Origin of the sequence: Clostridium sp. AM46-21 (assembly GCF_003480025.1) — a bacterium.
Lineage (GTDB): Bacteria > Bacillota > Clostridia > Lachnospirales > Lachnospiraceae > Coprococcus > Coprococcus ammoniilyticus.
Genome location: NZ_QUIB01000011.1, coordinates 35,180 through 56,596 on the forward strand (window position 1 = coordinate 35,180; position 21,417 = coordinate 56,596).

Annotated in this window: 18 protein-coding genes; all 18 read left to right on the forward strand. The window is 41.7% G+C overall.

All coding sequences use genetic code 11. The annotated features are described in order from the left end of the window. Window positions 1-646 precede the first annotated feature (646 nt). The 18 genes from DW959_RS08715 (at window position 647) to DW959_RS08795 (ending at window position 21,323) form a co-directional block, all read left to right on the forward strand. Window positions 647-1,336 (forward strand): response regulator transcription factor, encoded by a 690-nt coding sequence (locus DW959_RS08715; protein WP_117785483.1) that lies wholly within the window; start codon window positions 647-649, stop codon window positions 1,334-1,336. A gap of 38 nt (window positions 1,337-1,374) precedes the next feature. Continuing rightward, entirely contained in the window at window positions 1,375-4,092 is a 2,718-nt protein-coding gene (locus tag DW959_RS08720; protein ID WP_118615932.1) for a HAMP domain-containing sensor histidine kinase, read from the forward strand. A 251-nt stretch (window positions 4,093-4,343) separates the two neighbouring features. After that, window positions 4,344-4,646, forward strand: coding sequence for a transcriptional repressor (locus tag DW959_RS08725; RefSeq protein ID WP_118615934.1), 303 nt, complete (start codon window positions 4,344-4,346; stop codon window positions 4,644-4,646). Between the two features lie 485 nt (window positions 4,647-5,131). Further along, entirely contained in the window at window positions 5,132-5,578 is a 447-nt protein-coding gene (gene mraZ / locus DW959_RS08730) for a division/cell wall cluster transcriptional repressor MraZ (RefSeq protein WP_021944496.1), read from the forward strand. Window positions 5,579-5,595: 17 nt separating this feature from the next. Continuing rightward, complete coding sequence (rsmH, locus tag DW959_RS08735) at window positions 5,596-6,540, forward strand: 16S rRNA (cytosine(1402)-N(4))-methyltransferase RsmH (RefSeq protein WP_118615936.1); 945 nt, start codon at window positions 5,596-5,598, stop codon at window positions 6,538-6,540. 15 nt (window positions 6,541-6,555) lie between these two features. Next, window positions 6,556-7,122, forward strand: coding sequence for a cell division protein FtsL (locus DW959_RS08740; protein WP_021944494.1), 567 nt, complete (start codon window positions 6,556-6,558; stop codon window positions 7,120-7,122). Window positions 7,123-7,230: 108 nt separating this feature from the next. Further along, window positions 7,231-9,372 (forward strand): penicillin-binding protein 2, encoded by a 2,142-nt coding sequence (locus tag DW959_RS08745; RefSeq protein WP_243023369.1) that lies wholly within the window; start codon window positions 7,231-7,233, stop codon window positions 9,370-9,372. An 89-nt stretch (window positions 9,373-9,461) separates the two neighbouring features. Further along, window positions 9,462-11,192, forward strand: a complete 1,731-nt coding sequence (locus tag DW959_RS08750) for a penicillin-binding transpeptidase domain-containing protein (RefSeq protein WP_118615940.1) — start codon at window positions 9,462-9,464, stop codon at window positions 11,190-11,192. Window positions 11,193-11,263: 71 nt separating this feature from the next. Beyond that, window positions 11,264-12,223, forward strand: a complete 960-nt coding sequence (gene mraY, locus DW959_RS08755; protein ID WP_021944491.1) for a phospho-N-acetylmuramoyl-pentapeptide-transferase — start codon at window positions 11,264-11,266, stop codon at window positions 12,221-12,223. A gap of 16 nt (window positions 12,224-12,239) precedes the next feature. Continuing rightward, window positions 12,240-13,595, forward strand: a complete 1,356-nt coding sequence (murD, locus tag DW959_RS08760) for a UDP-N-acetylmuramoyl-L-alanine--D-glutamate ligase (RefSeq protein ID WP_021944490.1) — start codon at window positions 12,240-12,242, stop codon at window positions 13,593-13,595. After that, window positions 13,592-14,746, forward strand: a complete 1,155-nt coding sequence (gene ftsW / locus DW959_RS08765; protein ID WP_226800980.1) for a putative lipid II flippase FtsW — start codon at window positions 13,592-13,594, stop codon at window positions 14,744-14,746. The genes murD and ftsW overlap by 4 nt, the downstream gene beginning before the upstream one ends. A 22-nt stretch (window positions 14,747-14,768) precedes the next feature. Continuing rightward, entirely contained in the window at window positions 14,769-15,533 is a 765-nt protein-coding gene (locus DW959_RS08770; RefSeq protein ID WP_117807344.1) for a cell division protein FtsQ/DivIB, read from the forward strand. 202 nt (window positions 15,534-15,735) lie between these two features. After that, window positions 15,736-17,004 (forward strand): cell division protein FtsZ, encoded by a 1,269-nt coding sequence (ftsZ, locus tag DW959_RS08775; protein ID WP_021944487.1) that lies wholly within the window; start codon window positions 15,736-15,738, stop codon window positions 17,002-17,004. Between the two features lie 141 nt (window positions 17,005-17,145). After that, window positions 17,146-18,696: an NAD(P)H-hydrate dehydratase gene (locus DW959_RS08780; protein ID WP_118615942.1), complete on the forward strand. Its 1,551-nt coding sequence runs from the start codon at window positions 17,146-17,148 to the stop codon at window positions 18,694-18,696. Window positions 18,697-18,722: 26 nt separating this feature from the next. Then, window positions 18,723-19,478, forward strand: coding sequence for an alanine racemase (gene alr, locus DW959_RS15095; protein WP_347475345.1), 756 nt, complete (start codon window positions 18,723-18,725; stop codon window positions 19,476-19,478). A gap of 5 nt (window positions 19,479-19,483) precedes the next feature. Next, window positions 19,484-19,888 carry an alanine racemase C-terminal domain-containing protein gene (locus tag DW959_RS15100; RefSeq protein WP_347475346.1) on the forward strand — a complete coding sequence of 135 codons (405 nt, stop codon included), beginning with the start codon at window positions 19,484-19,486 and terminating at the stop codon, window positions 19,886-19,888. 70 nt (window positions 19,889-19,958) lie between these two features. Beyond that, window positions 19,959-20,303 carry a type II toxin-antitoxin system PemK/MazF family toxin gene (locus DW959_RS08790; protein WP_008402980.1) on the forward strand — a complete coding sequence of 115 codons (345 nt, stop codon included), beginning with the start codon at window positions 19,959-19,961 and terminating at the stop codon, window positions 20,301-20,303. A 213-nt stretch (window positions 20,304-20,516) separates the two neighbouring features. Beyond that, window positions 20,517-21,323, forward strand: a complete 807-nt coding sequence (locus tag DW959_RS08795; protein ID WP_021944484.1) for a hemolysin family protein — start codon at window positions 20,517-20,519, stop codon at window positions 21,321-21,323. Window positions 21,324-21,417: the final 94 nt, after the last annotated feature.

Here is a 21,417-nt window from a genome sequence, read left to right on the forward strand (position 1 = left end):
ACCTAAAAAAACAAAGACAAGAATTGACATCTATAACTTTTAATATTTTACATGGTTAACAATGATATTTAGATTTGTAAAAACAAATGTGTAATAATTATATTGCCATACCAATATACAGATAGAAGTCTGAAATGATATATTTCATGCGGAAAATCTATCTGTGTGTTAATGCTTTAAGAAAAAATGAAAGATATCATTACTATTATGTAGTAAGCATTATCCACTCTGTGTAACTTCGAACTAACCTCGGCAAGCCTCGCTAAGGTCTCAGTTACTCGCCTCGGTACTTAAGTTGCGTCTTTTGCAACTTTATGTACCGCTGCACGAAGATACGAGCGGAAGCGTCTTACGGAATAATATGTAATGTATCTTTCATTTTGATTCAAAAATTTGCTTGATAGATTTTCAAAATGAAGATATATCATTCCATACTTCTATCGTTCGGTTATTTATAGACACATCTTAATAAATCTTAAGAATATCCCAAATTGTATCTTAATGGTAGAAAGCCTTACAATGATACCGTCAAAGAAAGATATGGAAAATATCAGCGGTTTGCTGTATCCTAAAAAGGAATGCGTGGTGCGCACACGTACCCCATAAGATACAGACAACGATCATATTTTCAGACGAGGAGAGAAAAATGTATAATATATTAATTTGCGATGATGAGAAAGATATCGTATCAGCTTTAAAGATTTACCTGAAAACATCCGGCTACAATATTTATGAAGCTTACAACGGAAAAGAAGCGTTAGAGCAGATCAAAGAGCATGACATCCATTTGGTGTTAATGGATATCATGATGCCGGAGATGGATGGGATCACAGCGATGTTAAAGATCCGCGAGGAGACGAATCTGCCGGTTATCCTTCTGACCGCAAAGAGTGAAGATACAGATAAGATCCTTGGACTGGAGGTTGGAGCAGATGATTACATTACCAAGCCGTTTAATCCGGTAGAGGTGATCGCCAGAGTGAAATCGCAGCTTCGAAGATATATGCAGCTTGGAAGCGGACAGATCAAGAAAGATGCGATCGTGATCGGGGGAATTGAGTTGAATGATAATTCCAAACAGGTTACGGTCGATGGCGAACTGGTCAGTCTGACACCGACAGAATATGATATTTTAAGACTTCTGATGGAACATCCGGGACAGGTATTTTCACCGAGAGATATTTACAAGGAAGTCTGGAAAGAAACACCGCTCGGAGCCGAAGGTTCGGTAGCTGTCCATATCCGTCATTTGCGTGAAAAGATAGAGATTAATCCCGGAGAACCAAGATATATCAAGGTGATCTGGGGCAGAGGTTATAAGATGGAATATCAGTAAACCTCTATACAGTCTGACAGGAATGGAGAATGTGAAACATGAATAAGTTAAAAAATAACAATCCCTTTAAATTACTGATCTATACGTTATTTTTTATCACCTGCAGCGTTGGATTTATATTGGGTTATGTACTGCTTGATATGTATGAAGCCGGAATCTTTCAGGGCAGATCGGAATCGGAGCTGCGGGCAGAGCTGGAAGCGGATTATCAGAGCGAGATGTTGACTAACTGTATGAATCGTGGTGCCGAGTATGTTAGAAATACTCTGGATATCAGTTACAGTGATGATGAATGGGGAGACTATGAATACGATCCCGATGCTTTGCAGAAAAAGGATATGAATCATGATAATGTTGTCGATGCAAGTGATTTTCTGATGCTGTTATCGGAAAAGGAAAATGCATTTGATAAATATGATCGTACCTATGAAGAGGATTTGGAGAAAACATATGGATATGCGAAAACAGATCTGTATGTGGGTGTTGGTGATGATTGGGATTCTTCAAAAACGGGTGAATCTAATTCCGTTATGTTGGCACAGACAGATAATTTGCCGGAAAAAGCATTAGTATATGGAGTTTTAGGAGAGAAAGCAGTTGTCAGTACAACGATCGGTATTCCTACCGGAAAGATCCTGAGCTATGATACCTATAAGGAAGCACAGAGTATCGGTGTGGAAAAAGAAGGAAACAATTATGATTATGTTAACATGCGTATGCCGGATGAAGCAGCTCTTTCCAGGTCAGAGGTGTCTGATGATTATGGAATTGATCTGAGTGATCTGGAGGAATATACCACAGATGCGGAAGCAGAGACGGAAGCCGAAACCAAGAATTCAGGAATATTGGAAGAGTCTGCAACATCAGAAGATTCTACAACAATGGAAGAGGAAATAGAGAGTTCCGGTTCATACAGCACGCCGGAGGGAGTAACGATTTCTTATAATGGAAATCAGATAACGATCACAGCAAACGGAACGACAAAGCAGTACGAGTATGATGCGGAGAATGATATGTATTATCCGATCATAAAAGATGGATATACCGTAATCGTTGGCAATTATGCAGGAGACGATATTACGATATATGCTTCCGGTAATTTATATATCGACGGCACATCTGACGTTTCTTCACGTATGAATAAGAGCCTACAGGCGATCAGCAAGGCTGCTTCGGGAAAGAACAGAATCCTGCTCTTCTTTGGACTTGATTTTGTTTTGTGTATCATATTCATGATCACAAGTATGGTATTATCCGGTAAAGACGGTGTTGTAAGAAAAGTAGAAAAGGTTCCGGTTGAAATTATATTGGCTGGAATAGTCGTTTTGATAAGTCTGTTGATTGCTTTTGCACAGAATATATGTTATTCCTTATCATATGCTTATTATAGTTACAGCGATACAGACCGGCTTCATTATTTTATTGATAGCAGTATTACAGGACATGATATTGAGACTATTGTATGTCTGATCGGTTTGGGTTGTATCTGTACGGTCGGACTTTTACTGATCAATAATCTGATCGCAAGAGTCAAACAGTCGAATCTGCTTAATACATCATGGATTGTCAGACTGGGTCGCAAACTATTTGGAAAATCGGGAAAGATAACCGCATTTTTCCGGTATGTATTCAGCAGGGTTCCATTTATAATAAAAGCGATCCTGTTGTATATCGTAATTACGATCGTTGAAATTATAGTGGCATTGCTTGTTACTAATGCTGTATATATAGATGAAGCAGGATTTATTGTATTAATGCTGCTGAAGATCATCTGTGCAATTGCCTATATGGGATTTGTCTGTATGATGCAGGAGCTTTTCATGGGTGGAGACCAGCTTGCAAAGGGCGAGTACGGTCACAAGGTAAATACAAGATTCATGTTTGGAAAGTTCAAAGAACATGGCGAGAATCTGAATCATATCAATGAAGGTGTCCAGCTTGCGGTAGATGACCGGATGAAAAGTGAACGGATGAAGACGGAGCTTATCACGAATGTATCGCATGATATCAAGACACCGCTTACTTCTATTATTAACTATGTCGATCTGCTTCAGAAGGAAAATATCGAAAAAGAACCTGAGGCTTCTTATATAGAAGTAATAGCAAGGCAGTCGGCAAGATTAAAGAAGCTGATCGTGGATCTGGTGGATGCTTCTAAGGCATCGACCGGAAATGTAAAGGTAGAACTTGTAAATATGGATGCAAATATGATCGCAGAACAGGCATCCGGTGAATATATTGACAAATTGATGCAGAAGAACATCACGCTAGTAACGAATCTCGCAAAGGATCGCGCAGGGATCGAAGCAGATGGCAGACACCTCTGGAGAGTATTTGATAATCTATTAAATAATGCATTCAAATATACGATGCCGGGGACTCGGTTATATGTAAATACTTATATAACCGATGAAGATGGAAATGTGATCCGTGATCTTACAAAGAGCATCAAAGAACCTGCGAAGGTATGTATAGAGTTCAAGAACATATCAGAAGCACCACTGAATATTTCAAGTGATGAACTGATGGAACGCTTTGTAAGAGGTGACAGTTCCAGAAATACAGAGGGAAGCGGACTTGGCTTATCCATTACAAGAAGCCTGTGTCAGCTTCAACATGCGGATTTTAACATCGTGATCGATGGAGATCTGTTTAAGGCAGTCATTACATTTGCATATTGCAGAGAACCGGAAGAAGAGCAGACGACGGAAGAAGAACAGACAATGAATCCGGAAGCTGATATAGAAAATGAATAAAAGATCCGGACAACGGTCGGATAGCTCCACCTTGAATGACAAAGTTCTGACTCATGGACAATGACGTTGATACGAAATTCTTTCCCCCGAATAAAATCGGGGGAGTTTTTGTATAGATATGTATAAACAGGATTTAAATATAATGTAAATATATTAAAAAACTTATTGACAGCTAACAACAAGTTAGTTTATACTAACCAATGTAAGAACACAGTAATTATATGGTTTGATATAAAGATGGAGGCATAGAAATGACAGTTCAGGAAAACCATACAGATAACATCATTGGTTATGTAGGATATCAGGGAGAAGCCACCCGGAAGGATGCTGTGATCGAAAAGCTCAGAAGACAGGGCTTCCGTATCACAAAACAGAGATGCATTCTCTTAGACATCATTCTGGACGAAGACTGCTCCTCCTGCAAAGAGATTTACTACAAAGCAGTAAAACGGGATGACAGCATCGGCATCGCGACCGTTTACCGCATGGTGAACACTCTGGAAGACATCGGTGTGATCAGCAGAAAGAATATGTACAAGGTTGCGTGTTTCTAAAAATGGGATCATCCCCCACCGGAACGTACACTCAGGTGTAAAAACACATACAAACATACAAATGGGACATCCACAATGGCGTGGATGTCCTTTTTCTGTATTGTATTCCGTTTTGTCTCTGCTCAGTCTGATACCACTGCTATATGCATCGACATTTGCATAGTTTCGTAGTGAGACTTGCACTAGCTGTCAGCATAAAGCCCATGTCTGAGCCCGATAGGGCGAGTTAGGGCGACTGCTGACAAATAAGCGTGCGAGTCGAACAGAAACGAAGCAAGTCGTGCATATAGCAGTGGTATCAGACTGAGCAGAGGCAAACCAGGACAGACACAGCGATATAAAAATTAAGGCAATTGCAAATGTGAAATTTTCATATTTGTGGTTGCTTTTTTTAGTTAAGTAGTATAGAATTACCCTATAAGTGGAGTGAAGTGGTGGATTAGTGCCACAAAGTGGAGGAAATGAGTCGAAAGAAGGTGGAATAAGTGTCCAAGTGTTTAACAGGTGAATATGAACACAGATTAGATACCAAAGGGCGACTTATCATGCCATCCAAGCTTAGAGAGGAACTCGGCTGCACCTTCATGATCACAAAAGGTCTGGACAATTGTCTGTACGTTTATCCAAATGATGAATGGCAGCAGTTTGCGGACAAGTTGAATCAGCTCCCGATGACGAATAAGAGTGCAAGACAGTTCAAGCGTTTCTTCAACTCAGGAGCTGTAAAGTGCGAAACAGATGCACAAGGACGAGTGATCATTCCACAGACACTTCGTACATTTGCCAACATTGAAAAAGATGTTGTCATCATAGGTAATGGAGAGAAAGCAGAAATCTGGAATAAGGAAGCATGGGACGAGATCAACAATGAAGAATCCCTGAATATGGATGAGATTGCAGACAAGCTGGATGAATTGGATTTCAGAATATAAGGACAGAAGTGGTAGTTATGGAATTTAAACATACATCGGTTTTACTGGATGAAACCATTGAAAATCTGAATATCAGACCGGATGGTGTTTATATGGATGGAACTCTTGGAGGAGCCGGACATTCGAAAGAGATAGCCAAAAGACTTGGGCCGGATGGACATCTGATCGGTATCGATCAGGATGGTGAGGCGATCATAACAGCAAAAGAACGACTGGCGGATTACGGTGACCGCATTACAGTCGTAAGAGATAACTATCAGAATTTTAAAAGCATACTAGACGAGCTAAATATACTTCAAGTGGACGGGATATTGCTGGATCTTGGCGTATCTTCATATCAACTCGACAATGCGGATAGAGGATTCACATATCGGGTTGATGCGCCCCTTGATATGCGGATGGACGACCGCCAGACAAAGACTGCAAAGGATATCGTAAATGGATATACCGAGCAGGAACTCTTTCATATACTCAAAGAATATGGCGAAGAACGATTTGCAAAAAGTATTGCATACCATATTGTGAAGTATCGTGAGAAAAAAGAGATTGAAACAACAGAAGAATTAAACGATATCATCCGTGGATCAATTCCTGCAAAAGTACGAAATGCACAGGGACATCCATCCAAGCAGACATTTCAGGCAATTCGTATTGAATTAAATCATGAGCTTGAAGTACTAACGAATTCCATTGATGGAATGATTGATTGTTTGAAACCAGGCGGAAGATTATGTATCATCACATTCCATTCGTTAGAAGACAGAATCGTAAAAAATGCATTTCGTAAAAATGAAAATCCGTGTATCTGCCCACCGAATTTTCCGGTGTGCACATGCGGAAGAAAATCAAAAGGAAAAGTGATAACAAGGAAACCAATTCTTCCAACAGAAGAAGAAATGGAAGCAAATTCAAGATCCAAGAGCGCAAAACTCCGGGTATTTGAAAAAGGTATGAATATATAAAAGGGGTGTTTTAAAATGTCAGAAAGACGGAATCACTACTACATAGATGGAAGTACAGTCCGGAAGCTGGATTATTCAGCAGAACCGGTCAGAAGAGAATATGAACCGGCAAGAAGAACAGAGATGCCGGCAGAACGCCCTGCCAGAAGAAGACAGGAGAAACAGACAGCAACACCTGCAAGAAAGCAGATGCCACAGAGAAAGAAACAGGTAAGAACCAAACAGGCGCCGGCTGTCAGACAGAGAGACAGAAGATGGGTCGATGAATTAAGACATGGATTATTCTTATCATTTGCTGTAATATGTGCAGTAGGCTTGTGCTTTGTAATGCTGAAATTAATGGCAGATGTAAAAGAAGGAAAAAATGAAGTTAGTACACTGCAGAGCCAGTTGAATGAACAGTTAAATGTAAATGCAGAATACAGTTCAGGACTTGACAGCATGACAGATCTGGATGAAATATATAAGATTGCAACAACTGAGCTTGGTATGGTATATTCGAAGCCGGGACAGACTGTGTACTATCCACAGAACAGTGACGATTATGTTATACAGTACAAAAATGTTCCTGAGACCAAATAAGTCTCAGGAAATTTTGCGTTATACCCGAACCTGTTAAGATACAGAATATAAAAATAAAATCAAAGGTGGAAAAATATGTCGACAAAAGCAAAGAATTTTCTTAGGAGAATGAAACAGAGACTGGTTATAATATTTGGTATCGCATTACTCTTTTTTGTTGTGCTTATCGGACGTGTGATCTATATCAGCCTTGCAAAAGGACAGGAGTATCAGGAAGAGGTACTGGATCAGAAGACCTACGACAGTCTGGATATTCCGTTTGAACGGGGAGACATTGTGGATCGAAATGGAAATATTCTTGCCACCAGTGAGAAAGTGTACAATCTGATTTTGGAGCCCAAAAATATCCTGCGTACGGATAAGGGAAAAGAGGCAACAAAGGCAGCGCTGATCAAATATTTTGGAATGGAAGATGCAAAGTTCGATGAATGTATGCAGAACACAGATTCCTTTTATAAGGTAGCCATGAAAGGGCTTGAATATGCAGATGTAAAAGCATTTCAGGAATATTGCAATACAAGAGATGGTGCAGATGTCGTTGGTGTGCGGTTTGAGGAGGAATACAAAAGAAAATATCCAAATGGCAGTCTTGCCTGTCACCTGCTTGGATATACCGTAAGCGGAAATGTCGGACAGGGTGGAATCGAAGGTTATTATAACAGTTACCTGAATGGTGTAAATGGAAAGACATATGGATATCTGACAAATGATAATACCGTAGAATCCGTTACAGTACCTGCACAGAATGGTTATACTGTAGTGTCTACGATCGATCTGAATATCCAGAAGATCATTGAAGATAATATAAAAGAATATATGCAGACGACTGGTGCAAAGAAGATCGGTGTTATCGCAATGGATCCGGATACGGCAGAGGTCCTTGGCATGAGTACCTCTTATGGATATGATCCGAACGAACCGATGAATACGGATGCACTTCGTAATATGGAGGTTACCGTTACAGAAAGTACGGAAGAACCATCAACAGAAGAAGACAGCAGCGAGGAAGGTTCTTCTGAAGATACGACAGAAGCAACAACCGAGGAACAGAAAGACCCGGAAAAGATCACATATGATTTTTCATCTATGACAGATGATGAATTCCAGAAAGCAATTGATGACCTGACAAGTGATCAGACGTATGAAGCATTAGATGCTGTATGGAGAAATTATTGCATCAGTGATATCTTGGAGCCGGGTTCTACATTTAAGCCTTTTACGATTGCAGGTGCCCTTGAGGACGGAATTGTGAAAGACGGCGATACATTCTTCTGTAAAGGCTATGAGATCGTTGCAGAGGGAACATCTCCGATCTATTGTCATAACCGAAGTGGTGATGGCACGATTACATTAAAGCAGGCACTAGAGCAGTCCTGTAATGTCGCTTTGATGCAGATCGCAAAATCAGAAGGAAGAGAAACATTTTCCAAATATCAGGATATATTTAATTTTGGTAATCAGACCGGAATTGATCTTTCCGGGGAGGGAAGCGGTCTGGTGTATGATGAAGAAGGACTGAATCCGGTCGAGCTTGCGACTTCATCCTTTGGGCAGGGTATTAATGTAACAATGATCCAGATGGCAGCAGCGTTCTGTTCACTGATCAATGGAGGAAATTATTATACGCCTCACACCGTCAGACAGATTTTAGATGAAAATGGAAGTATTATAGAGAATAATGAACCGGAACTTGTCCGCAAGACGATTTCAAAGACAACTTCAGATCTGATGAAGCAGTATATGGCAGGTGTTGTTACAGAAGGTACCGGTTCCAGAGCAGCCGTTGATGGATATACGATCGGCGGTAAGACAGGTACAGCAGAAAAGATTCCTAGAAATCAGGGCAATTATGTATTATCCTTTATCGGTTTCTCACCGGTAGAGAATCCACAGATCATGCTGTATGTTGCAGTTGACGAACCAAATGTAGAAAGTCAGTCTACATCCGGTGCCGGAGCACTGTTATTCCATGCGATCATGGAAGATCTGCTCCCATATATGAATGTATATCAGAGCAGTGATGAAGATGTAACGTATAATGGAAAAGATGAGCCGATCAGCTCTCCATTTGAAGGCAATGTAGAAGATTCAACAGGCGAGGGAACAACAGAAGAAGGAAGCACTGCAGAGGGAGATACAACAGCGGAAGATACCGGTTCAGAGAATGTAACCTCTGAGGGAACAACAGAAGCAGTATCTGAAAATGGCACTTCAGAAGAAACAACAGAAGCCAAAGTTCAGGATGAATAAACAAGGGAATATCTGGCAGACTGACAGAAAAGGCATATTTGTCCGGAAAAAGTAATAAGATATAAGGATAAATAAATCCGGCGGGCAGAATGAAGCTTTATAGTTATAATCGGAGAAAGATATATTTTACATGTATAGCGATCGTAATGACTGCGGTTTTTCTGATGGGAAGACTTGCTTATCTGATGGTTGCAAAAGCGGATTATTATAATCGTGCAGCAACCGGGCTTCATGAAAGAGAACGAAGCATCAAAGCACCAAGAGGAAGGATATACGACAGAAATGGAAATATCCTGGCTGATAATAAAGCAGTCTGTTCCGTATCGGTCATCCACAGCCAGATTGAGGATGAAGAAGCAGTCATACAGGTTCTGAATGAATATCTGGATAAGGAAGAAGCGGAGATACGCAAAAAAGTAATCAAGGTATCCTCCCGTGAATTGATCGCAACAAACGTTGCGAAGGAAACCGGAGATCAGATCCGGGAATTAAATGTTGCCGGAATTAAGGTTGACGAGGACTATAAAAGGTATTATCCTTATGGAAGCCTTGCATCCAAGGTTCTTGGCTTTACAGGAGCAGACAATCAGGGAATCGTTGGCCTTGAGGTCTGGTATAATGAAATTCTGGCAGGAGAGGACGGAAGCATTCATACAGTAACGGATGCAAAGGGAATCGAACTGCCGAATGTAAAAGAAACGAGAGTAAGTCCTGTACCGGGAGATGACCTGGTACTTTCACTGGACTTGACAATACAAAAATATGCAACACAGGCGGCTCTTTCCGTTATGGAAGAGAAGCAGGCAAAACGTGTGGCAATGATCATTATGAATCCGCAGAATGGAGAGATCTATGCCATGGTTGATGTGCCGGAATATGATCTGAACCAGCCATTTCAGTTGAACACGGATCTGGCTGGATACGGGAGTATGACTGACGGTGAGAAGATGGATGCGTTAAACAATATGTGGCGTAATTTTACAGTCAGTGATACGTACGAACCGGGATCGACCTTTAAGATCGTGACAGCGACAGCAGCCCTTGAGGCTGGAACCGTATCCTTATCGGATACCTTTTACTGTCCGGGATATAAGATCGTGGAGGATCGCAGGATCCGGTGCCATAAGACGACAGGACATGGTTCGGAGGACTTCCGGCATGCACTGATGAATTCCTGCAATCCGGCATTTATGACGATCGGAGAACGGACAGGAGCCACGAATCTGTATCAGACCTATCAGAAGCTTGGATTGTTTCAGAAAACCGGGATCGATCTTCCGGGTGAGGCAAATTCCATTATGCATAAGCTTTCCGATATCGGACCGGTAGAACTGGCAACGATGTCATTTGGACAGTCCTTTCAGATATCACCGATCCAGTTTGTGACTGCTGCAGCAACCGTTATAAATGGTGGGAATAAGATCACACCACATATCGGTATGAAGGTGGTGGATGCGGAGAGTCAGGTTATGACGGAGCTTCAATATCCGGTCACCCAAGGGGCGGTCGGTAGTGAAACATCGGCGACAATGCGTGATCTGTTGGAGTCTGTTGTGGCAGAAGGCGGAGGCAGCAAGGCGCAGATCGAGGGATACCGGATTGGCGGCAAGACAGCAACCAGTGAGAAGTATCCGAGAGGAACCGGAAAATACATATCATCTTTCCTAGGATTTGCACCGGCAAATGATCCGCAGGTCATGGCATTTGTTATGATCGATGAACCGACAGGAGTATATTATGGAGGAACGATAGCAGCCCCTGTCATACAGGAGGTATTTTCCAATATCCTTCCATATCTGGGAATACCAAAAGAGGAATAAGAAAATTACCTCATACGTGAGGAAAAATATAGCCATTTCAAAATGAAATGACGGGTAAGGAGTACAAAGAAATGAACTTGGATTTTTCAATTATTTTACCGATACTTATAGCGTTTGGAATCAGCGTGGTGTTAAGCCCGATCGTGATCCCATTTTTAAAGAAACTGAAATTTGGACAGTTTGTACGAGATGATGGACCGGAAACACATCTGAAGAAATCAGGAACACCGACAATGGGCGGACTGATCATTCTGTTGAGTCTGGTGATTACCTCGTTATTTTATATGAAGGATTATCCGGATATCCTTCCGGTATTGTTTGTAACACTTGGTTTTGGGCTGATCGGATTTCTGGATGATTATATCAAAGTCGTTATGAAGCGTTCCCTGGGACTTCGTGCATGGCAGAAGATGCTCGGACAGTTCGTTGTAACAGCAGTTTTTGCATATTATATTGAGAAATATACCGAGATCAACAACGAGATCATTATTCCATTTGTCGGTAAGACAGTTGTTCTTGATAAATGGGTTTATATCGTTTTGTTATTCTTTGTTGTACTTGGAACAGTAAATGGTGCAAACTTCACAGATGGTCTGGATGGTCTTGCTTCTTCCGTAACAGCATTGATCGCTACATTCTTTACAGTTGTTGCGATCGGAACCGGATCCGGTCTTGCACCTATCTCCTGTGCAGCAATGGGAAGCTTGTTAGGATTCCTTGTATATAATGTATACCCTGCAAGAGTGTTTATGGGTGACACCGGTTCTCTTGCACTTGGCGGATTTGTAGCATCGATCGCATACATGCTGAAGATGCCATTATTTATTCTGATCGTGGCATTCATTTATTTTATAGAAGTATTATCGGTTATCATCCAGGTAGTTTCATTCAAACTGACTGGAAAACGAGTGTTCAAAATGGCACCGATCCATCATCATTTTGAGCTTTCCGGATGGCCTGAGACAAAGGTTGTATCAATATTTGCGATAGTAACAGCCGTACTTTGTGTTGTAGGTTTACTGGCTGTTTAATACGGAGGATATGAAGATGAATTTTAAAAATGCTTTAGTGGCTGGTACAGGTAAGAGCGGCATCAGTGCAGCAAAGCTGCTGATCGCTCATGGCGTAAAGGTTACGCTGTTTGATGAAAATGAAAAAAGAGATAAAAATGATCTGATGGAGAAACTCTCCCAGTCAGAACTTGTTACGATCCTGCTTGGAAAATTAACGGATGAAGTATTAAAGCAGACAGATATTATGGTTATAAGCCCGGGTATTCCGGTTGATTCTGCATTTGTAGAGGATATAAAGAAAGCAGGCATTCCGGTATGGAGTGAGATTGAGCTTGCATATTATTTTGGTAAAGGAAAGATCGCTGCGATCACAGGAACAAATGGCAAGACAACGACGACGGCACTTGTTGGCGAGATCGTAAAGGCGTGGAATCCGAAGACGATCGTAGTTGGAAATATCGGTATTCCATATACCGAGCTTTGTGATACAACCGATGATGACAGTGCAACAGTGGCAGAGATCAGCAGCTTCCAGTTAGAGACAATCGTGGATTTTCATCCGAATGTCAGTGCAATCTTAAATCTGACACCGGATCATCTGAACCGTCATTATACATTTGAAAATTACGGAAATGTCAAGAAGTCGATCACAAAGAATCAGACAGAAGATGATGTGGTTGTATTAAACTATGATGATGATCATACAAGAGCAATGGCAGAGGGAATCCGTCCAAGAGTTGTATATTTCAGCAGACTGGAGAAGCCTGCAGGCGGTGTATATGTAGAGGATGGGCACATTGTGATCGAGGCAAATGGAGAAAAGATCGATGTCCTTGCATTAAAGGATCTGATCCTGCTCGGTTCCCACAATGTTGAAAATGTGCTCGCTGCAGTTGGTATCTCTTATTATATGGGAGTGCCTGTCAATGTCATTCGTGATGTTGCAGTCAGTTTTAAAGCCGTAGAGCATAGAATAGAGTATGTAAAGACAGTGGCTGGTGTGGATTATTACAATGATTCCAAGGGAACCAATCCGGATGCAGCCATCAAGGGAATTCAGGCAATGGTAAAACCGACTTATCTGATCGGTGGAGGCTATGATAAAGGCTCTACCTATGATGAATGGATCGATGCATTTGACGGAAAAGTCAGATGTTTGGTTCTGATCGGTCAGACGGCGAAGAAAATCGCAGAGACTGCCAAGAAACACGGATTCCATAATATTGTATTTGAAGACGATCTGTTAGGAGCGGTAAAATATTGTCATGAGAATGCAAAGGATGGAGAAGCAGTTCTTCTTTCTCCAGCATGTGCAAGCTGGGGAATGTTTGATAATTACGAGCAAAGAGGAAGAATGTTCAAAGAATATGTCCGCGATTTTAAGGAGTGAAATATTTGAATGACAGAAACAGGAACACAGATACAAATGAGATAGATAGCAGAAGAAAGCCGTTATGGTACAGCGGACGTTACTTTGACTATCCGCTGCTTGGCATTGTACTGGGGCTTGTTCTGTTTGGACTGGTCATGGTTTACAGCACCAGCTCCTATCGGGCAGATGAACTGTATGGTGACAGTACATATTTTGCAAAACGACAGCTTGTTTTTGAACTTGTTGCACTGTTCGGAATGTTTCTGGTATCGAAGATCGATTATCGCAGATATGCAAGATATTCCAAATATTTTCTGTATGTGGCAATGGCACTTTTAGTGCTGGTCTACATTATAGGAAGTGCGAGCCATGGATCGACCAGATGGATCTATATTGGTGCATTTGGATTCCAGCCGTCGGAATTTGCAAAGCTTGCGCTGATCGTATATACCGCAGATATCTGTACCAGAAAACCTAGAAGCCTGAATACACTGAAGGGTCTGGCGAAGATGCTTCTGCTTCCGTTTGTAACGATCATACTGATCGCAATCGAGAACTTAAGTACCGCGATCATATGCTTTGGCATTGTGGTGATCATTGTATTTGTCGCCAGTCCGAAAAAATGGCCGTTTGTGCTGATGGGGCTGATCGGAATCCTGATGTGCGTGATATTTATTGCAACAGCAGGCTATCGTGCAGATCGTATCCGTATCTGGCTTGCACCGGAAAAATACGATGATGGATACCAGACGATGCAGTCCCTTTATGCGATCGGATCCGGAGGCTTTTTTGGAAGAGGCATTGGGAACAGTATCCAGAAGATGGGATTTATACCAGAGTCCCATAATGACATGATTTTTTCCGTTATCTGTGAAGAGCTTGGTTTATTTGGTGCGGCACTTGTAATCGCAATGTTTGTGGTCCTGATATACAGATGCGCACTGATCGCAATCAATTCCGGTGAACGGTTTGGAGGTCTGATCGCAACCGGTGTTATGGCACATGTTGCTGTTCAGGTATTGATCAATATCAGTGTTGTAACAAATACGATACCACCGACCGGTGTACCGCTTCCATTTATCAGTTATGGTGGAAGCTCGATATGTTTCATGCTTCTTGAGATGGGACTGGTGCTTGCTGTTGCCAGACAGATGAAGCCGGGAAGATAAAATGGATAGGAAGATATAAAAGATGCAGAACAGGAGAACAGAGAGCGAAACTGAAAAGAAAAAGGGAAGAAAGGCAGGTAAGATTCTGTTGATCATTCTTGGTGCGCTGCTGCTTATATGCCTTAGTGCCTATGTCTATATCCTGAAATGCTACAGTCTGACCAAGATACAGGTGTCCGGCAATGTGCATTATACAGAGGATGAGATCATAGATATTGTAACAAAAGGGAAAAAAGCGGATAATACCCTGTTTTTCTATCTGGACAACAGAATGCATCCGGTAGAGGATGTAACCTTTATTGATAAATTTCAGATCGAAGTGATTGGAAGACATACCATAACGATCACAGTATATGAGAAGTCCATGGCTGGTTGTGTGAGCTATATGGATCAGTATATTTATTTTGATAATGATGGCCGCGTGCTTGAAACGTCTTCCGAAAAGCTGGAGGATGTTCCGTGTATTCAGGGATTGAAATTTGACCGTATCGTTGTGGGTGAAAAGCTCCCTGTAACGAACGAGGATATGTTTCAGGAGATCTTGACGATGACACAGTTGATCGATAAGAACAAGCTGTTGATCGATGAGATCCGGTTTAATAATGACAATGAGATCATCTTGTATAAGGACAAGATCAAAATAGAGCTTGGAAGCGGATCCGGGCTGGAGGACAAGCTTATGAATCTGGAAAGCATTCTTTCCAAACTGGAAGGGAAAAGTGGAACCCTGGATCTGTCGGATTATTCGGCAAGCAGTGGAAACGCAATATTTAAGGAAAATAAGTAAAATTTAAAACAAAAAGTTGTTGCGTTATTTATGAAAAAATCGTATTATTAAGATATTAATGCGATTATATAGATGTACACTCCCTGTACTTTGGGTTGCGGGTGCCAGATCTGCAGCCTGTGACTTGCTTACAGAATGAAGACAACCGGGGGAGGGAGCTGTACAGGAATTATAAAGAAATATATAGAAGGAGGAAACAACCTTGCTCGAAATAAAGTCTAACGATGAGAGAACACCAGCTAGAATACTGGTAATAGGAGTAGGTGGCGCTGGTAACAATGCAGTAAACAGAATGATTGATGAAAATGTAGAAGGTGTGGAGCTGATAGCGATCAACACGGATAAACAGGCACTTTCATTAAGCAGAGCTACAACAAAGATTCAGATTGGTGAGAAGCTGACAAAGGGACTTGGTGCAGGTGCAAAGCCTGAGATCGGTGCCAGTGCAGTTGAAGAGAATAGAGAAGAGATAGCAGATATTATCAAAGATGCCAACATGGTATTCGTAACATGTGGTATGGGTGGTGGTACCGGAACCGGTGCAGCACCTGTTGTTGCGGAGATGGCAAGAAATCTTGGTATCCTGACAGTTGGTGTTGTAACAAAGCCATTTGGTTTTGAAGGAAAGCCTCGTATGAAGAATGCGATGGAAGGAATTGCAAGATTAAAAGAGAATGTTGATACACTGATCGTTATTCCAAATGATAAGTTATTACAGATCTGTGATAAGAGAACCAGTATTCCGGATGCTTTAAAGAAAGCAGACCAGGTTCTTCAGCAGGGTGTTCAGGGTGTAACAGACCTGATCAATAAACCGGGTCTTATCAACCTCGACTTTGCAGACATCCAGACTGTTATGAGAGACAAGGGTATTGCACATATCGGTATCGGTTCTGCAAGCGGTGAGAACAAGGCTGTTGATGCGATCAAGGAAGCTATGGATTCACCATTACTGGAGACAACAGTATCCGGTGCAACCGATATTATTGTAAACTTCTCAGGAAATATTGGTATCGTGGAAGCATACGATGCAGTTACTTACCTGACTGAACAGGCCGGTGATGGTGTAAATATCATCTTCGGTACAGTTGATAATGATAACATGGGTGAGGAGATCAGCATTACGATCATTGCTACAGGACTTGAGAAAGCAGAGACAACTACACCTGTCAGCAGATTCGCAGGAACTGCAGCTCCAAAGCTTGATACAGTTAATACAACATCATTTGGAGAAGCAAGAAAGACAACACCTACTTATGGTGGACAGGCACTTGGTGGATCATCTTCCATCCGTCCTACTTTCCTGTCAGATGCAGGAGCAGCATCACAGACAGCAAAGCCGGTAGTTCCAAATACAACAAGAACAGCTGCTCCGGTTGAGCCGCATGTAGCTCCGTCTCCAAAACCGGCAAGACCAACTGTACAGTCAAATGACAGTATCAGAATACCGGAATTTTTAAAGAAAAGATAAATAGCAGAGATGCGGACAGATATGTATATGTACGGATGCCATGGCGATATTGCCATGGCATTTGTGCAATAAGCTGTTATGTAGAAATAATATCTGCATCAGTTAATGGATATAAAAATCATAACATGGAAGGAGACAGATATGAGATTCCTGGCAACCGGAGAGGAAATGCAGAAGATCGATCAGATCTCCATTGAACAGATTGGAATTCCCGGTCTGGTGTTGATGGAACGTGCAGCACTTGCTGTAACAGAAGAAATAGAAAAAAGATTTTCACGGATAAAAACAGGAGAACATGATACCGGACGGACAGCATATACCAGGATCCTTGTTGTAACAGAACGCGGCAATAATGGAGGGGACGGTCTGGCTGTAGCAAGGATGCTGGCAGAAAAAGGATATCTGGTAGATGTGTACTGTATCGGACAGGTTAGCAGAGCAACAGAGAGTTATAAGGTTCAGGAGAGTATACTTGGACAGCTTGGGATCAAGATTACAGAGGATTTTCCGAATGGAGAATATGATGTAATCGTAGATGCAATCTTTGGAGTTGGATTAAAGCGTGACATAGAAGGAATCCATAAAGAGGTCATTGATCATATCAATGATATGCCGGCATATGTGGTAGCAGTAGATATCCCATCCGGTATATCGGCTACGACCGGACGGGTAATGAATGTTGCAGTAAAGGCGGATCTTACAGTAACAATGGGGTTAATGAAGGTCGGTATGACCGTTTATCCGGGACATGGATATTGTGGAGAGATCCTTGTAAAAGATATCGGATTTCCGGATAAGGCAGTTGATATGGTGATGCCGGAGATATTTACATATGATGAAGGGGATCTGAACCGGCTGAATAAACGAAGACCGGATGGAAATAAAGGAACCTTTGGAAAAGTTGCAGTCATAGCTGGCAGTCAGGAGATATCGGGAGCAGCCTGTCTTGCGGCATCAGCAGCCTACCGGGTTGGAAGTGGTATGGTAAAGGTATATACCCATAAGGATAACAGAGTGATTGTCGGGGGATATCTGCCGGAAGCATTGATGATGACATATCAGGATGAGAAAACAGCAGTTATCTGTGCGGAGAATGCATGTGCATGGGCAGATGTCATTCTGATCGGACCGGGTATCGGAACCGGAAAAGAAGCGGAATGTATGCTTAAGACAGTGCTGGAGAATTTCAAAGGAACGATCGTTGTTGATGCAGATGGACTTAATCTTTTGTCAGCACATAAGGAGCTGCTTGCAGCAGGGGGAATCAGCAGACAGACAGGGAATATAGCACTTGTTATCACCCCTCATGTAAAAGAAATGTCCAGACTGACAGGAAAGACAGTGGCTGAATTAAAAGAAGCACCGGTTCGTGAGTGCAGGGCATTTGCGGAAGTAGAAACACTTGTGTGTGTATTAAAAGATGCAAGAACCTGTGTCAGTGACGGAGGCGTGCATACTTACATGAACACTTCGGGAAATGATGGTATGGCAACAGCAGGTTCAGGGGATGTTCTTGCCGGAATGATTGCAGGGCTATCTGCCGGTGGAATATCTCCGACAGAGGCAGCAAGACTTGGGGTGTATATACATGGGCTTGCAGGGGATCGTGCAAAGAAACGGTATGGAAAGGCGGCTATAACCGCCGGCAGTCTGATCGATGAGATCGGTCCGATCATGAGTTCTTATGTATAAAATATAATAGGCAGAGGCGCAGACAAATGAATAAATATAGAAGAATAGAAGCAGATATCAATCTGGATAATATCAGAGAAAATATAAAAATGATGAAGGCATGTGTGCCGGAGAGTATGAAGATGCTTGCTGTGATCAAGGCAGATGCCTATGGCCACGGAGCAGTAGAGGTTTCAAGAGCCCTTTCTGATCTGGCAGACTTTTATGCGGTTGCCTGTATTGATGAGGCGGTAGAGCTTCGTCATGCAGGATGTGAGAAGCCGTTGTTGATACTTGGATATACAGACCCATCAGAGTATGATGAATTGATCACATACGATGTAAGACCTGCGATGTATGATAAGGCTGAATGTGCCATTCTCTCAGATGATGCGGTAAAGAAAGGATCAAAAGCAAAGATCCATATCAAGATGGATACCGGTATGAGCCGGATCGGCTTTCAGTGTGATGATGCAGGTATCAATGATATCGTGGAGATCGCGCATATGCCGGGAATTGAGATCGAGGGAATATTTACACATTATTCAAAGGCGGACGAATACGATAAAACAGCTGCAAATGGACAGCTTGCGTTATTCCGGTCTGTGATCGGCAGATTAGAAGAACGGGGTATATCGATTCCTGTAAAGCATATATCGAACAGCGCAGGAATCATGGAGATGGATAATGAAGGCTTTGATATGGTAAGATCCGGTATCGTAACATACGGACTATATCCATCGGATGAAGTCGATCATTCGATCGCGGCACTTAAGCCGGCAATGGAACTACTTGCAAGGTAGTTCATGTGAAGAATGTGAAAGCAGGAACAGGTATCGGCTATGGATGGACATTTGTCGCACCGCATGATATGAGAATAGCAACCGTGTCTGCCGGTTATGCTGACGGATATCCAAGAGCACAGTCCAATATCGGGCGTGTGATCATTCATGGTAAGTATGCACCGATCACCGGACGTGTCTGTATGGATCAGTTTATGATCGATGTAAGTGATATACCGGAGACGTCAGTCGGTGATACAGTTGTTCTGATCGGAAAATGTGGAGATAAAGAGATCACGGTGGAAGAAGTTGCGGAACCGGCAAACAGCTTCAACTATGAACTGATCTGTAATATCGGAAGACGTGTACCAAGAGTCTATATTAGGGATGGAAAAGAAGTCGGGGAAGTGAATTATCTACGTCGAAACTGAATATCATAGAATAGAATTGGAAATACTTTTCACAACAGAAGATATTAATAAATAAATGGAGTGAAAAGAATTGGTAATCAGAAGAGGCGATATATTTTATGCTGATTTACGGCCTGTCGTTGGTTCGGAACAGGGAGGAGTCAGACCGGTACTTATCATACAAAATGAAGCGGGAAATAAACACAGTTCTACTGTGATCTGTGCAGCGATCACCAGCAAGATGAACAAGGCAAAGTTGCCTACACATGTTGAGATTGATTCCAGCCGGTATGATCTGGCAAAGGATTCGGTTGTTCTATTGGAACAGGTGCGTACGATCGATAAACAGAGATTAAAAGAAAAAGTATGCCATATGGGAGATGACATTCTGAAAAAGGTAGATATTGCATTAAAGATCAGTCTGGATCTGTATTGATCTTTGTGGCATGGTAATTATAGACATTGTATAATCATACAGTTATACAGATTCCCATATGAATACGGATTATACAGATTCTCATATGAAAAAATTGACGAATGTTGGAATTAATGATATATTTCCATTATATTTGCATTCGTGTGGAATTAAGAGTGAATGCAGAATGAAACGAACAGGAGAGGTGATTTGTAGACAGAGACTGTCTGGTATATGAAATTATTTAATAACAGAAAAGCTGATGAAGAAAAAGTTGAGGAAGAGATTATTTCCATGGTCAATGAGGGTAATGAACAGGGGCTCATTCATGATGACGAAGTAGAGATGATCACAAATATTTTTGAATTCAGTGAGAAAGAAGTCCGGGATGTTATGACGCCGCGTTCCGATGTAGTTGGAATCGACAAACATACTACAATGGATGAAACGATCAAGATCATGCTGGAGAATAATTATTCCAGATATCCGGTGTTTGATGATGATCTGGACAATATAGTCGGAATCCTTTATTTTAAGGATTTCGTAAAAGCGTATTTAAAGGATAAGAATCAGACGATCGAACAGATCATGGTTGAGCCGCTATTTGTGCATCCGACAAAGAATATATCGGAATTATTCAAACGGATGCAGAAAGAGAAAATTCATATGGTTATTGTGGTGGATGAGTATGGTCAGACAGAAGGCATCATAGCGATGGAAGATATTCTGGAAGAAATTGTCGGCAATATTTTTGATGAATACGACGATGATGACGATGATATTGCACTTGCGGGTCATGGATATATCGTGGGCGGCAGAGCAGAACTGGATGAATTGTCGGAACATCTGGGAATTGAGTTTCCGGATGAGGATTTTCAGACACTGAACGGGTTTATGCTGTATGAACTGGGAAGGCTCCCTTATGAGAACGAAAAAATAGATATTACATATAAGGGATATAATTTTGAGACCATTGGGATCAAGGATAAGATGATCGATAAGGTGCGGATAACCAAGGTTGAAAATGAAAATCAGGTATGATATTATGAACCAGTTGGGCTTATAAAGCTTCAAAAAAGAAACCGATATCCGAAAATGGATATTCAAAAGATAGAATTACAGAGTTAAGGAGTAA

Coding starts and splice junctions, on each gene's coding strand:
- DW959_RS08745 (WP_243023369.1), top strand. CDS start 7,231: ATGAAACAGAGACTGGTTATAATATTTGGTATCGCATTACTCTTTTTT.
- rsmH (WP_118615936.1), top strand. CDS start 5,596: ATGGAATTTAAACATACATCGGTTTTACTGGATGAAACCATTGAAAAT.
- DW959_RS08725 (WP_118615934.1), top strand. CDS start 4,344: ATGACAGTTCAGGAAAACCATACAGATAACATCATTGGTTATGTAGGA.
- alr (WP_347475345.1), top strand. CDS start 18,723: ATGAATAAATATAGAAGAATAGAAGCAGATATCAATCTGGATAATATC.
- DW959_RS08770 (WP_117807344.1), top strand. CDS start 14,769: ATGCAGAACAGGAGAACAGAGAGCGAAACTGAAAAGAAAAAGGGAAGA.
- DW959_RS08780 (WP_118615942.1), top strand. CDS start 17,146: ATGAGATTCCTGGCAACCGGAGAGGAAATGCAGAAGATCGATCAGATC.
- DW959_RS08715 (WP_117785483.1), top strand. CDS start 647: ATGTATAATATATTAATTTGCGATGATGAGAAAGATATCGTATCAGCT.
- DW959_RS08720 (WP_118615932.1), top strand. CDS start 1,375: ATGAATAAGTTAAAAAATAACAATCCCTTTAAATTACTGATCTATACG.
- DW959_RS08750 (WP_118615940.1), top strand. CDS start 9,462: ATGAAGCTTTATAGTTATAATCGGAGAAAGATATATTTTACATGTATA.
- mraY (WP_021944491.1), top strand. CDS start 11,264: ATGAACTTGGATTTTTCAATTATTTTACCGATACTTATAGCGTTTGGA.
- murD (WP_021944490.1), top strand. CDS start 12,240: ATGAATTTTAAAAATGCTTTAGTGGCTGGTACAGGTAAGAGCGGCATC.
- DW959_RS08740 (WP_021944494.1), top strand. CDS start 6,556: ATGTCAGAAAGACGGAATCACTACTACATAGATGGAAGTACAGTCCGG.
- DW959_RS08795 (WP_021944484.1), top strand. CDS start 20,517: ATGAAATTATTTAATAACAGAAAAGCTGATGAAGAAAAAGTTGAGGAA.